The sequence below is a fragment of the Dysgonomonas termitidis genome (assembly GCF_054657735.1).
This window is the reverse complement of record NZ_BAAHYD010000002.1, coordinates 3267284-3280526: the sequence shown is the minus strand read 5'-3', so window position 1 is coordinate 3280526 and position 13243 is coordinate 3267284. Positions and strand designations below refer to the sequence as shown.

The window sequence follows — 13243 nt, the reverse complement described above, 5'->3', positions numbered from 1 at the left end:
AAAGGAGGAAAATAAGCTATGAAGAGAAAAATCGAAAAGCTTAAACAAATCAAACAGGATTTAAGCAATCTGATTGAATTATTGGAGGGTGACTTACATTGTAGGCAGTATGATGGAGTATTGAAAAATGAACTTAGTTGCTACAGGACAGAAGGGTATGATTATCAAAACATAATAGATAGTATATTTCAGGAGCACGGCGATGAAATGTTGCCAATAAAAGATTAATAACCACACCGCAAATTTGCGGAATGAAAAAGAACAAATCAAATGACACTGGAACAAATCAAAAAACAATATCCTGACGCTGCCAAATCAAAGATAACAGTGGAAAAGAAAGTATTAATGTCCCACAACCTGTACAAAGATGCAGACCTGAGGGCATATTTACAGCCGTTATTCCCCAATAGCAGCATACTCTACTGTAATTGCTCAGGCAGGAAAATTGAGGCTATAACCTCTGAAGAAGCATTCCCTGAAGAACTCCGGCGAAGGTCTATGGTTCCCGGAACGAAAGTGATTATGACCGGCGCTGAAAAGGATCATTATCCGGACAGGATCTGGACTGTTACCCACGGGCCTCAATTAATGTGCGGGGAATTGGTTGTGTGGCTGGATGGGTTCAGCGGAGCATATAGCTGCGAATATCTCGAAATAAAACAGGAAGGATAAAAGAGGCAAACCGCAAATTTGCGGAGTGCCCAATCAGTAAATTTAAACAATATGGGAAAAATAGTAAACAACATCGCCCTGGTACCCGTGGAACAGGAGACAAACAGCCGCCAGTTCCGCCCCAACCCCGACAGTCTATTCAATGCCTCGTCTCTGGCCAAAGAATATAAAAAAGACGTCTACGGCTACATCCGTAGCCAGAAAGTAAAGGACTTTGTGCTCGGTGTAAGCGTCGAGTACGGTCTGGATCCGGAACTGGAATTTACCGACAAGGGCAATATCGTGCGGATTATCTCCGGCGGAACCGCTCCCGGTACCTGGATGCATCTTGATATCTTTATCAAGTTTCTGGGCTGGCTGGATCCGAAACTCGAACGCGACTTCCTGAAGAATGCCTTTGCAGCAAACCGAAAGCAGGAAGATCCTCTCCAGCGACAGTTGGCCGAAATGGAAGCAGGGATAAAAACACTCCGGAAGAAACTCTCACGCAATCCCCTCTATAAAGACCTTCTCCGCGAAGAGAAGGAAGCGGCAGCTCTGCAGAAGGAGATCGATAAAGGCCAGAAATCCTGGCGACAGAATATGCTGAAAGAAGTAAAAAAAGCATTAGATAACCCAAACCGCAGAATTGCGGAATGAAAAAACTGGCTATGGATAAGAAAATATTAGATGCTTGTTGTGGCAGCCGGATGTTCTGGTTCGACAAAAATAATCCGGATGTTGTGTTCGGGGATATCAGGTCGGAGCAACATATCCTTTGCGATGGCAGGGCATTGGATATAAATCCGGACGTTGTGATGGATTTTACCGATATGCCTTTCGACAGCGAATCTTTTTATCTGGTAGTCTTCGACCCGCCTCATTTGAAAAATCTGGGAAAAACAAGCTGGATGGCTAAGAAATACGGTGTATTGCCTGAGAACTGGGAAGAAGTTATCCGGGCCGGATTTAACGAATGCATGCGTGTTTTAAAGCCGAACGGCATACTTGTTTTTAAATGGAATGAAGACCAGATAAAAGTTAGCAGTGTAATTAAAGTTATCGGCAAATGTCCATTGTTCGGGCATATAACAGGACGCCAGTCCAAGACAATATGGATGTGCTTTATAAAATAAATAAGGAGGAAAAATGGGATTAGATACGACACATGAATGCTGGCACGGGCCATATAGCTCGTTCAACGACTTTAGAAAAAAGCTTTGTTCACTTATCGGCTTGGATATAGATCAGTTTTGCGGATACAATAATAATGCCCCAGGTTGTGTATTGATGTCCCGGCATACAATTCCGCATGGTATCTATCCGCTAATAAACCATTCCGATTGTGACGGGGTATTATTCCCCTATGAGTCTGAATCGATAGTAGAAGGATTGAATGACATACTGGAAAAGCATCCCGGATTAAAGGATGACGATCCATATTTCTATAACAAAATCATTCAGTTCAGGGATGGTTGTATTAAAGCGGTTAATAAGGAAGAAACCATAGAATTTAAATAACAATGGAAAACGAAGAACTGGAAAAGAAAATAAAGGAGTTGGAAAAGAAAGTACAATTCAACTATTCCCTTGTAATGGTATTAGGTATTTTCACATTAATACGCATCGTTACGGATATTATCATTGCATTTATGAAAGCTTATTTCAAATAAAATCCCAGACCGCAAATCTGCGGTTTGCTAAAATCAAATAACAATCATGGAAGAAAACAAAAAAGAACTAACCCCGGATCCGGAAGAAATGGAAGTGAAAACCATGCTCCTTAAGGTTGCTGAAATAGCCCAAAGAAAAAAGATACCGCTTTTGTGCCTGACGAAATTGGATACGCTTGATATGGATATGACTATCGGTATAGGCAATCCCATATCGATAATAGAGCTTATAGAACAAAGCATTAAAAAAGATCCTGTAGCAAAAAAAATGTACATAAGCGCCGTTGCTATATGCATGCTCGATGAAAATAATAAGAGCGTTCCCGATGCAGACTTAAACCTTGCAAAGCATGTGCAAAAGAACGATCCAGCAGGTAATTGACGCCGCCAAAGCCGGCGAAGCAGTCTCTCCGGACGAATGCCGGGAGGCTATGCTGGCTTTACATTCTATGCTATCCTATTCGCGGATGGTACTGGAGGTTATCGCCGACAGTGCAGGGAATGCCGAAAACCTGTATGTCACAACAAATGCTATCATCAGTGTCGATCTGGTACGCCGCGAACGCGAAAGATGGATGAATACCGTGCCGGCAGAATATAACAGTAAACAGTTAGCAGTCAACAGTTAACATCTTGTAACCCGTAACTTGTAACTCGTAACTAAAAAAATATGAAAAAGCCTAACCTATCCTACAATAACTACTTCCCGTTCTATACCCAGAATACCTTCGGGGATAAAAAGTATTGCTACTGGGTTGAAACGATCATGCATATCTCCCGCGAACGCGGTATCCGTATTTTCCTGGAATATGAACTGAAGAAACCGAAGAAGATTTCCATAAAAAGGATAGAGGACCGGAATAGGCTATATAACGCGATGGATAAGGACACCCATATCACATATATCGATTTTGCTAAAGAAGTGAATACGGTCTACCGGCATATTTCCGGGGCTATTAAGACACTCATGGCAGAACCATCTTACCGCGTAATATTCGCGGTTTTATCCACTTATTTTAAATTCAATCCGGACATTGAACTAAAAGCCGATCCCTGGAGCAAAGAAATAGAATTGATATACGGTAAGTTCGATTACAGGATAGCAGGCGGTAAAAAGGTAGACAACAAAGAACCGCGCGTATATACTGATTCGGAAGAAGATGCCATTATGAAAAGGATAGACCCCTCCCTGCGTGCGTTCAACGATGCTACAACCTATCAGGAGATTGCCGGAGAGGATTTCGAAAAAAGGTTTGATGACGAATGGGACTATTTTGTGGAATATTTTAATTCGCCGAAGTATATACGGAAAAATGAGTATAGGGTATGATTTACGGATATTTAAGAGTGTCGAGCGACAAGCAGGATGTTGAAAGCCAGAAAATTGGAGTGGAAAAAAAAGCCGAAGAACTCCATACCTCTATTGACGAATGGATAAAAGATGAAGGTGTATCCGGCGTGAAGGATTACAACAAACGACATCTGGGCCAATTAATGAAGAAAGCCAGAGCCGGCGATATCATCATCGTGTCCGAGATCAGCCGGCTTGCCCGGTCCGTATTTATGCTTTTTCGGATTGTAGAATTCTGTATTGAGAATGATATCATTATTTATTCGGTAAAAGATAGCATAAGTACCATAAAAAAAGGAGACCTGACAGGTATCATGATGGTATTCTGCTTTGGTATTGCAGCCCAGATAGAACGGGAAATGATTGTAAAACGGACAGTCGAAGGCCTGGAAAGATGTCGGCGCAATGGTGTTATTTTAGGCAGGCCTCCCGGGAGTAAAGGTTCAAATAGTAAACTTAGAGGAAAAGAAACACTGATAAGGGAATATCGGCAAGCCGGGTTAACTGCTCCTCAGATAGCCAGAATGCTTGGAGTTCACAAGGAAACATTACGCAGATACTGTATAGAAAATAATATTGATATAGGTTTTGGTTACGGAGATTTTAAAAATAAGATTTCTAACAGGTATCAACTAAAGGGTGAAATGTCCAGCTTGTTTTTAGATTCACATAGAGAGTTGATACGAAGTTTAATAACAGATGGTTTGACACATAAATACATTGTAGAGAAATTGAAAGAGCAAGGATACGAATATTCACCGTCATCGTTTAGCCAATGGCTCAAAAAAAACGCCGATTTAAAAGAACTTCTTGAATCTACCCAGAAAGCATTGAGACTCGTTCGCAATGCGAATAGCGGAAGCCAGAAGCAATATTACAAATTTTAAAAAAATGGAAGAATTAAACCTACTGGATTATTTGATTCCCGATATAGAAATATATTCTGTAATCCATCAAAATAAGAAAACGGTACTCAGAATAGAACCAGATAATGAGTTCCCTATTGTAATAGGTAATAAAAAGAAGGGTTACAGGCCTATGCGTTTCAATACGAAAGGTTCGGTACTTAAGGGAGGAACAGACTGCCTGTTGTTTCCCAGCGAAGATGTGACAACATGGGAAGGCTATGTTACTCCTCTCAAATTTGAGAAAGGGGATATTGTGAAAGCTATAACTGATGAAGGCAAAATGCTGATAGCAATTTACAGCCATTTCGACAAAGACAGTGGCGCCCATTATTGCCACCACTCTGTAGCTCCGGATGGAAATATTGAATTTATGAAGTATAGCCAGGTAGATAAATTTCGTAAAGATGAAGGATATCTTTATGCTAAAAGGATTTATAGTAAAATGAGTATAGCAAAAATAGAGAAACAGAGCCAAACTCAGGATACAACGGAAAAAACATAAATATATGGCGTACAGGATAGGTCAATGGAGTGAAGCGAAAAACGACTTTAAAGAATGCTTCGGTATTTCGATAGGCCCGTTTTATGACGGGTTTATGACTTTGGTATGCCAGTCTATAAAAATTGATATTGTCAAGTTTGATGAATGGATAAAAAAACAGCACGGCGATTACGAGCTTGAGAACAAATCGCTTGCTGATATGATTTTCGAATATTACGGCGACGAAGCTGCCGCCCTGATTGATGAACTAATTTAATAAAAATAAAACAACATGAAAAAAGTAACCACTTACGGACTATCCGACCTGACTCACGGCAAATGCACTTGCTGCGGGGAAACCTCCTCCGAGATCGTGATCGGGGAGGGTATGTGCGCCGACTGCGTACAGATGATAGATTTTGAAATGATGTTAATGATGGAGGACCGCGATGAAATACAAAAAACCTGAATACTTAGCCGGCAGTACATCTGCCACACCGCAAAATTGCGGAATGGTGACGCCTGTAACCTTTACCAAGGTAGCGCCCAGGCATGAGAGGTCCTGCGTTTATAATACGCAGCGCCGTACACTGGAACAGATCGAGAGCGATATCGCTGAAGTAGAAGCCCGCATCGCCAAGGGCATAGACATCGGCCCGGAGTGGAACCGGATTATGAACCGCTACAACTGCCTGCAGGTAGAATACGATAAAGTATCAGCGGCCAACAATGAGGACTCGGACAGAAAGAAGTACAAAGGGAAAGGACGAGATTGAGATAATGTGCCAATATTTTCAGTTAACAGTTAGCAGTAAACTGTAAACAGTAAAAAAAATAGCCGATATGCCAATGAATGAAAAAGCCAAACCGCAAAATTGCGGTGTGGGTACAGAACAGGAACCTGAAGCCGGGATATGTAAAGTTTGCGGCTGCACTGATAACCACGCCTGCTACGATCCGGACTACGGCCCGTGCTGGTGGGTGGATGAAACATATACTCTTTGTTCACATTGCGCCGGCCCGGAAGATCCGGAAAGCCTGGCAGCATTACGATTAATGGATAGTGAAAATGAAGAAGATTAACTTAGAAGTAACCCTCGATGCCACGGCAGCCCAGCTGCAGGAGATTGGCATTACCATACCCGATTTTTGCGGGCAAAAGATGCGGGCCTGGGATTTTAATACGATGACGGCTGTAGGGCCGTGCGCCAGGGTGTATCCTTGCTACAGCGAAAATGATTATTTTGAAATACCGATGCGCTATATCCGCTTTGTCGACCTTACAATCGAGGAAGCAGAATTTATTTATCCGGATGCGCAGGAAGCCAATATAACCATATTTTCAGACATTTCCATTGCCAGGCATATTTATAATTTAGAACAGAAGTATTTTCTGACAGATACTTGCAGAGTGATTTATTGCGAAGTAAATCCATCTGGTAAGCTCCGGGCGATCCTGTCGCGGGAAGCGCACAAGTACCGGTTGATCGAAAACTTTGTTCAGGAACTCCGGGCTATGAACCTCGAACCCGTATGCGATGAAGAAGGCATCAGGCTGGAATATAAATTCAATGACAGCCTCCAGGTATGTGTTAATAAGCTATTGAACTCATACGTCGGCTTCTGGCGGAGCATCGCGATCATGGTAGGCCATGATCGCGAGAACCGCATTGCCCGGTATTACATAAAATACAATCTGATCACCGGCAAGGACCTGACATATGACGAGCTGGTGAAGGCGGTGGAGTATGTGCAAAAGAAGATATAAAGAGGAAAGTGAAAAACTAAAAGTGATAAGTGAAGAATAATAAAGAGAAGGCCAAACCGCAAATTTGCGGAGTGAATAATTTCCACATTAAATTATGAGTAAGAATATATTAATACGCGACCTGACGGAAGATCAGAATAAGCGCCTGCTTCAGCTTCAGGAAAAATTCGGGGTGAAGACCAATTCGCAGGCGCTGTTGCTGCTGTTACAGTATTGCGTTATCACCGATGACGAGATAACCGACCTGATGGAACTGTATGAGCAGTTCGGGATGACGGCCTTCGAAGGCTGGAAGATTCTGGAGAAGGTTCCCGGTGCGGAAGGACAGGCCGACCGGTTAAGGAACCTCACGGAAAGGTCGATCAATATAATAAAGAAACTGAAATACCTGATGGGCCTCCGTAAAAAATGATAACATTTTCTGAAAAGTATTGAAATGATAACAATTTATCCATCCCGATCCCGTCGCGATGACGGCATTTATATATTGTGTTAAATTTAGTTCTGAAAAAGCCTGTCGCGATGACAGGCTTTTTTATATGTCTTAAATAAATGCTCTGAAAACCGTATCTTTACACGGTAAATATAGCTAAGGAGGGTATATGAATAAATTTCTGGTAAGATTTCCGTGTAAGTCATATGTCAGTAGATTTCTGGAATTGAAATTCGGTGAACCGGATAGTTCTGATCTTCCGCCGTCGGTTGACCTGTCATCCGATAAAGGCCTGTATGAAGAATTTCGCGAACGGCTAAGTAAAAGATCCTACCGGCATGAAAAGAAGTATGATAAATACCTATTTAAAAGGTATTCCGACGAGATAAATATCCGGATATCGCAGGATGACTTCTACCGTTACGGCTGGGAACTATCGAAGACCGATATTGTACGGCTTAACTGCATACTGGAAGGCCGCGCAAAAATTCTAATGTATTCATTTGTCGGCATGCACCGTGCGACAGGCACATCTCTGTCCGAGAGCATCGACCTGTTCCAGGAGAAATTTATGTTTCCGGAGGACGTCTGGCCAAAGGAAAGTATTTATAAAAGTTGCCAGCGTAACCTCGATGTGGATAAAAATTATGTGATAAAGGAATTGGCTGAATTAATTAATAAAATAACTTTGGCAACATTGTCCGAGAAAAAGGACAATGTTGCAGGTACGAAAACCACATGAAAAAGATAATTTATGATTTTTGCGGCAATCTGGGAGGTATGCATAAAATATATGCTATTCCACCTGAATCGCTGGACAGCATATCGCATAACTATACGCGCGGGGAAACCTTCCTGAACCTTACCGGTGACGGGGATATGATAGAGATCTACTGTACGCCGGACACAATGCAGTTTACGGAAGAGAAGACACAGACGGCAGCCGGATCCATATATAACCCCGTGGTAACAGGTATTATCCCCAAGGCGGATGCTCTGAACAGTAAACAGCTGGCCATTCTGGAGAGAGGTTACTGGCTTGTACTATTTGAGGACAATAACGGTAAAACACGGCTGGCAGGTGATGGTAACTGCCATCTGATCTTTAACCGAACGGCGACGACAGGCCAGACGATACAGAACCGGAATCAGCTGCAGTTTACTTTTTCAGGTATGCAGCCTTTCCCGTGCCATTTTATAGACGCTGTAGTGCTTATACCATAAGAGTTACACCATAATATAATATAGCTGTCAGCCGGCAGCTACCGAAGCAGGTAAGGGGCATGATGTCCTTTACCTGCCTTTTTTTTGCCCGTTACTTTGCCGTAAACAGTTATAAATATGGCAAAAGACAGAACACTGGAAATCATGGGCGACATCGGCAGTTACGGCTTCTCGATGGGCTATGTAAAGTACCTGATGAACGAACTGGGCGAAGGCCCTATTACCGTCAAAACAACTTCATACGGCGGTGATGTCAATCATGCTTTGAAAATTAAGGACCTGTTTGCATCCCATGGGGATGTGACGCTGGAGTATGTCGGGATGAATGCATCGGCTTCCACGCTGATCGGCCACGGCGCGAAGAAGACTATCATACATGAAGATTCGCTATACCTTATTCATAAGCCTTTGTTATGGGTGGATGCGTGGGGGTCGATGAATGAGGATGACATCGATCAGGCTATCGCTGACCTCGTGGCCCAGAAGAAAGACGCGGAAACCGTCACACTGGTACTGGCCAGGGATTATGTAAACAGCCGCGGCATGGAATTAAAAAAAGTGATGGAGCTGATGAAGGAAGCGCGCTGGCTGTCGGCCAGGGAAGCCGTCGACCTGGGACTGGTGGACGAACTATTACCTACAAAAAATAAAAAGCCGGTGATATCCAACCATCAGGTAGCAATCATGAAGGCGAACGGGCTTCCTGTTCCGGAGGCTACCATTACCGATGATAATGAGGACCTGTCGTGGATGGATAAGGCAAAACAATTTTTCTCACCTAAAAATAAAAACGAGATGAACAAAACATTTTCAAACCTGAACAAGGCGCTGAATATCGAGGGCTTCGAAGCTGCCGACGATAAGGTAACCTTAACCGTTGCCCAGCTGACGGCACTCAATCAAAAGCTGGGAGAGCTGGAGCAGGCTGCCGGGGATGCTACGACAGCCAAAGAGAGTGCCGAATCGGCAAAGGATACGGCTGAAACCGCACTGAATGAACTGACCGGCGCGCTGGATGGTATCGATACGACTGTAAAAGCTGCTGCCGACGGCACGGCCAAAGTAACGGCTATCAAGGCCATCCTTGCAAGACGTCCGGGAGCGAAACCCGAATCACCACAAGGCAATGGGGGAGACGGCAAAGAAAAGGAAGATGACGATGTAGACTGGGAAGCTATCGACAAGCTGCCGCACAACAGGGCTGCGGACGTGTATTGACAGTCAACAGTTAGCAGTCAACAGTGAATTATTCATTTTTAATTTTTCATTCTTAATTTAACAATATGGATGTATCAGCAATTATCCAGGAATACGGGGCATATTACCTGAACTCCGGCCAGAACATGGCCCGGTTGAAAAGACTGCTCCTTTTCGGGCGGGAAACCGTCAAGAACGCGACTCCCATCAAGACGAACGATACCGTTTACCAGATGGGCAGCTCATATATAGACAGCATCGTGCAGCCTTTCCAGAAGACTTATACGCCGAAAGGAAACCCGCTGTTCAAGCCTAATCCGATCTACCTGTATCACATGAAGGTGGATATGGATATCTGGCCGGACGACATCGAGGCCACCTGGCTTGGCTTCCTTGCAGCCAATAACCTGAGCCGCAAGGAATGGCCATTGATCCGTTACCTGCTTGAAGTTCATGTCTTCGATCAGATCGAGAACGATATGGAGATGAAACTGTACTACAAGGGACAGTTCCAGGCTCCTACGCCGGGGACAGCCGGTGATACGGAAGACAGTATGAACGGGTTGAAATACCTGCTTGAGAACAAGCCTGTGAACCGTATCAATATCGGCACATTGGATATAGCCACTATCTACGATCAGATAGAATATGGCTATGAGCAGGTAGCTGAAGAGTACCAGAACGTGCCGATGGTAGTGGGTCTTTCCCCGAAATGGAGGCGTGCCTTCCTGAAGGATAAGCGTGCGCTCGGTTATTACCAGCATACGAATCCGGGACAGATAGACGATACACTGGACTTCTCCCCTGCGAAGGTGACAGGATTTCCTTCGATGATCGGTACGGATGACATATGGATTACTCCGGTTAAGAATCTTATCCATCTCACTAAAAAAGGTGAGAATGCCGGCAATATGAAACTGGAAGAGTCGAAGCGCTGCGTGTCGTTTCTGACAGATTGGTGGGAAGGCCTGGGCTTCGGGCTTAACGAAGTGGTATGGACAACAGTGGAAGAAGCTACTCCTCCTACACCTTAATGTGTCAATGAAAAAATTATTCATTCTTAATAAAAAAAATTATGGCAAACCAGAAATGTATAGAGCTGGAAGATGTGGACCAAAACCTGGGCTGTAATGGCGGTAATGCGGGAGGTATCTCGACGCGCGTTATCTATGGGTACTGGGATGATGTGGCTGCGTGGCCTGATGAACCGGCACCGGCATCGCCGACCGTTCCGCTTCCGTTGGATGAAGCCGGCGCCCTAGTGGGCGATCTGGTAATGAAGCCGGGTACGCGCGCTTTTTATTTTGATATGACCGAAGACGCCGGTAATTTCACTGTGACGACCGAAGGGGAAGTAGACGGTATGTCGGTGATCTACACGCTCAATATAGTGAAAGCGAAACTGAGCAAAACAGTATTTGGTTTTATCAACGCGGCGCTGAACCGCAAGATGTTCTTTATCGTACAGGATATGAATGATGTCGAATATCTGATGGGCGGCAAGAAGCGTGGGTGCAGCTATGTACCCGGAGGCGACGGCGCCGTTACCGGAACAGCAGCTTCCGACCGTAACCAGACAACCCTGCAGTTTACCTACCGTGCCGGCAAAGCGCTTGTGTATGAAGGTGAAACAGAGGGATTGCTTACCCTGGTACCTGTGACACCGTAAACCGGGCTTTTTCTTTAGTTTATTTTTTTCCATGTAAAAATACCTGTAGTGATACAGGTATTTTTTTTGTGTTTTTTGTGAAAAAAATAGCTTAAAAGTTTGCATAATTACCAAAAGGTTATTATATTTGTAATACCAAATTAATAAAAGTATTAATGTTTAAATTTGAAATGATGGAACAGGAAGAAGTAGAAGAGAGAATAAAGCACATAAAGCGTAATCTTTTGTTTTTCAGTGTATATTGGGATGAATTAAGCGCGACGCCTAAATCAAAACAAACAATGTACAATACAATAGATTATTTACTGGATGAATTGATTGAGTTATTGAAATTAAGGAAGTAATTAACGAAAGCGCCTTTTCGGAGGCGCTTTATAAAAGATAAAATTTATGAATCAAATAGAAAAATATCTGGCTGAATGGAATACGCTAGAAACTGAAGAAGACTATGCCGCTTTCGATAAAAAAATAAAATCGGAGCAGGCCGCAAGGAGTGAAGAAGAGAAGAAAATTATAAGCAGGCAATTTGAAGAAGGTGCAAAAAAGGCTGTACAGGAAGCGGAAGAGTTAATAGAATTTATCACCGTTAGAAAGCAGCTGGATACGATTTTGCCTTATGTATCCATATCATCCATCGCTAAAGAATATTTTGGCAAGTCACGGCAATGGTTCTACCAACGGCTGAATAATTCGAAAGTAAACGGTAAGCGTGTACAATTTAATAATGAAGAGATAAAGATATTATCAAAAGCTTTGAATGAAATAGGCGGAAAATTTCAGGATACATCAATTTCATTGATTAATACTTAATTATTAATTTGGTAATGCTATAATTAGTTCCTGAGTTTTTACCAGCCCCGCCCTTCCCGGCGGGGCTTTTTCATGTCCTTTTGCCTCACGGAAATTCGCACGAGCTTTGGCTATTATAATATGCCAATAGCTTTTTATCATTGGCAGATCGGCATATCAGATAATTAAATAATTTTTTATAATATGGATACAATAAAAACTGATTCCAGGCAACAGGCCGTCGACTGGCTGAACACAAAAGAGAGAAGTATCGACAAAGGTTTGACAATACTAAAAGAGGCGGGATATAAGCCTTTTGTAGTAGCCAACTTCGAAAAGAACCGTAACCGCTCGGATATCCCCAAGAAGCTGCTGGCGGAAATGCGCGGCTATATACGCTACTGTACGAATCCGGATGCCGGCAGCCCAGCCCATGAGGACGAACCGCCGCTGCTGGATCCTGAAACTTTTATCCCGCAGCTGGAGAAGGAACTTCCGGAAGAATATCCGGCTATTGTGAAAAGGCTGGTCAGCGAGGTGCGCGAGCTCTATACGGCGCGCAGCCTGCAGCATCAGGCCCTGAAGACTACAGGCGAAGGCAATGACGAAAAATCGAACGCTGAACGCAAACGCATAGGCCTGATTATCGATACCGCCAGCCGCCGCATGGATACGTTATGGAAAGCTTTCGAGGCTTACAAGCAGGATGGCACGCTGCCGGACGAAGCCCTGTTCGCCGAACCATTCGACCCGGAGAAGATAGCTATGGAAGTGCTGGAACCGAAAAAAGAAGAGCCAACGTTTACATTGCCCGATGATCCGGAAGCCTTGAAAAAGATGTCTGAGAACTGGCGCACCAAACTCGCAAAAGCAGAAAACAGGCTGGAATATCAGAAGGATAAAAAAGGTGCTAAGCCTAACCCGATGCCGGCAGGTCCGAAACGCATTGCCCAGGAGAAGCGCGTCGCACAGCTTCGTGAGGAAAAGCTGGCTATCGATACGAAGATAGCGGAGTTGAAATGATTTTTTTAGTTACGAGTTACAAGTTACGAGTTACTTTTTTCTTGTAACTTGTAACTGCCCGGAGGCGAAGTAACTT

Annotated in this window: 25 protein-coding genes; all 25 read left to right on the top strand. The window is 43.7% G+C overall.

Annotation, left to right across the window (positions count from 1 at the left end; all coding sequences use genetic code 11):
- The first annotated feature begins 18 nt into the window (after positions 1-18).
- The 25 genes from ACYQ3L_RS17675 (at position 19) to ACYQ3L_RS17555 (ending at position 13167) form a co-directional block, all read left to right on the top strand.
- A complete protein-coding gene (locus ACYQ3L_RS17675; RefSeq protein WP_379994789.1) occupies positions 19-228 on the top strand; it encodes a tunnelling fold family protein in 210 nt (69 codons plus the stop codon).
- Between the two features lie 42 nt (positions 229-270).
- Complete coding sequence (locus ACYQ3L_RS17670) at positions 271-672, top strand: hypothetical protein (protein ID WP_379994787.1); 402 nt, start codon at positions 271-273, stop codon at positions 670-672.
- 51 nt (positions 673-723) lie between these two features.
- Complete coding sequence (locus ACYQ3L_RS17665; protein ID WP_459952448.1) at positions 724-1311, top strand: KilA-N domain-containing protein; 588 nt, start codon at positions 724-726, stop codon at positions 1309-1311.
- Positions 1312-1322: 11 nt separating this feature from the next.
- Positions 1323-1787 (top strand): TRM11 family methyltransferase, encoded by a 465-nt coding sequence (locus tag ACYQ3L_RS17660; RefSeq protein ID WP_379994783.1) that lies wholly within the window; start codon positions 1323-1325, stop codon positions 1785-1787.
- 13 nt (positions 1788-1800) lie between these two features.
- A complete protein-coding gene (locus ACYQ3L_RS17655; protein ID WP_379994781.1) occupies positions 1801-2172 on the top strand; it encodes a hypothetical protein in 372 nt (123 codons plus the stop codon).
- 2 nt (positions 2173-2174) lie between these two features.
- Positions 2175-2324 carry a hypothetical protein gene (locus ACYQ3L_RS17650; protein WP_379994779.1) on the top strand — a complete coding sequence of 50 codons (150 nt, stop codon included), beginning with the start codon at positions 2175-2177 and terminating at the stop codon, positions 2322-2324.
- A 46-nt stretch (positions 2325-2370) separates the two neighbouring features.
- Positions 2371-2706 (top strand): hypothetical protein, encoded by a 336-nt coding sequence (locus ACYQ3L_RS17645; RefSeq protein ID WP_379994777.1) that lies wholly within the window; start codon positions 2371-2373, stop codon positions 2704-2706.
- A complete protein-coding gene (locus tag ACYQ3L_RS17640) occupies positions 2675-2953 on the top strand; it encodes a hypothetical protein (RefSeq protein WP_379994775.1) in 279 nt (92 codons plus the stop codon). The genes ACYQ3L_RS17645 and ACYQ3L_RS17640 overlap by 32 nt, the downstream gene beginning before the upstream one ends.
- A 41-nt stretch (positions 2954-2994) precedes the next feature.
- On the top strand, positions 2995-3654 hold the full coding sequence (locus tag ACYQ3L_RS17635) for a hypothetical protein (protein ID WP_379994773.1): 660 nt from the start codon (positions 2995-2997) through the stop codon (positions 3652-3654).
- Positions 3651-4562 carry a recombinase family protein gene (locus tag ACYQ3L_RS17630; protein ID WP_379994771.1) on the top strand — a complete coding sequence of 304 codons (912 nt, stop codon included), beginning with the start codon at positions 3651-3653 and terminating at the stop codon, positions 4560-4562. Before ACYQ3L_RS17635 ends, ACYQ3L_RS17630 begins: the two co-directional genes overlap by 4 nt.
- A gap of 4 nt (positions 4563-4566) precedes the next feature.
- Positions 4567-5085: a hypothetical protein gene (locus ACYQ3L_RS17625; RefSeq protein ID WP_379994770.1), complete on the top strand. Its 519-nt coding sequence runs from the start codon at positions 4567-4569 to the stop codon at positions 5083-5085.
- A gap of 4 nt (positions 5086-5089) precedes the next feature.
- Positions 5090-5341, top strand: coding sequence for a hypothetical protein (locus ACYQ3L_RS17620; protein WP_379994768.1), 252 nt, complete (start codon positions 5090-5092; stop codon positions 5339-5341).
- Between the two features lie 15 nt (positions 5342-5356).
- Positions 5357-5533 carry a hypothetical protein gene (locus ACYQ3L_RS17615; RefSeq protein ID WP_379994766.1) on the top strand — a complete coding sequence of 59 codons (177 nt, stop codon included), beginning with the start codon at positions 5357-5359 and terminating at the stop codon, positions 5531-5533.
- Positions 5514-5840 carry a hypothetical protein gene (locus ACYQ3L_RS17610; RefSeq protein WP_379994764.1) on the top strand — a complete coding sequence of 109 codons (327 nt, stop codon included), beginning with the start codon at positions 5514-5516 and terminating at the stop codon, positions 5838-5840. Before ACYQ3L_RS17615 ends, ACYQ3L_RS17610 begins: the two co-directional genes overlap by 20 nt.
- Before the next feature lie 67 nt (positions 5841-5907).
- A complete protein-coding gene (locus ACYQ3L_RS17605; protein ID WP_379994762.1) occupies positions 5908-6147 on the top strand; it encodes a hypothetical protein in 240 nt (79 codons plus the stop codon).
- Complete coding sequence (locus ACYQ3L_RS17600) at positions 6134-6832, top strand: hypothetical protein (protein ID WP_379994760.1); 699 nt, start codon at positions 6134-6136, stop codon at positions 6830-6832. Before ACYQ3L_RS17605 ends, ACYQ3L_RS17600 begins: the two co-directional genes overlap by 14 nt.
- A gap of 94 nt (positions 6833-6926) precedes the next feature.
- Complete coding sequence (locus ACYQ3L_RS17595; protein ID WP_379994758.1) at positions 6927-7244, top strand: hypothetical protein; 318 nt, start codon at positions 6927-6929, stop codon at positions 7242-7244.
- A gap of 190 nt (positions 7245-7434) precedes the next feature.
- Positions 7435-8007, top strand: coding sequence for a hypothetical protein (locus ACYQ3L_RS17590; protein WP_379994756.1), 573 nt, complete (start codon positions 7435-7437; stop codon positions 8005-8007).
- Positions 8004-8489: a hypothetical protein gene (locus ACYQ3L_RS17585; protein WP_379994754.1), complete on the top strand. Its 486-nt coding sequence runs from the start codon at positions 8004-8006 to the stop codon at positions 8487-8489. Before ACYQ3L_RS17590 ends, ACYQ3L_RS17585 begins: the two co-directional genes overlap by 4 nt.
- A gap of 117 nt (positions 8490-8606) precedes the next feature.
- Complete coding sequence (locus ACYQ3L_RS17580) at positions 8607-9707, top strand: ATP-dependent Clp protease proteolytic subunit (RefSeq protein ID WP_379994752.1); 1101 nt, start codon at positions 8607-8609, stop codon at positions 9705-9707.
- Positions 9708-9772: 65 nt separating this feature from the next.
- Entirely contained in the window at positions 9773-10720 is a 948-nt protein-coding gene (locus tag ACYQ3L_RS17575) for a hypothetical protein (protein WP_379994750.1), read from the top strand.
- 41 nt (positions 10721-10761) lie between these two features.
- The gene (locus tag ACYQ3L_RS17570) at positions 10762-11355 is read left to right on the top strand and encodes a hypothetical protein (RefSeq protein WP_379994748.1); all 594 of its coding nucleotides are present in this window, start codon (positions 10762-10764) and stop codon (positions 11353-11355) included.
- 155 nt (positions 11356-11510) lie between these two features.
- Positions 11511-11699: a diguanylate cyclase gene (locus ACYQ3L_RS17565; protein ID WP_379994746.1), complete on the top strand. Its 189-nt coding sequence runs from the start codon at positions 11511-11513 to the stop codon at positions 11697-11699.
- A gap of 46 nt (positions 11700-11745) precedes the next feature.
- A complete protein-coding gene (locus ACYQ3L_RS17560) occupies positions 11746-12165 on the top strand; it encodes a DUF5053 domain-containing protein (protein ID WP_379994744.1) in 420 nt (139 codons plus the stop codon).
- A 183-nt stretch (positions 12166-12348) separates the two neighbouring features.
- A complete protein-coding gene (locus ACYQ3L_RS17555) occupies positions 12349-13167 on the top strand; it encodes a hypothetical protein (protein WP_379994740.1) in 819 nt (272 codons plus the stop codon).
- The last annotated feature ends 76 nt before the right edge of the window (positions 13168-13243 follow it).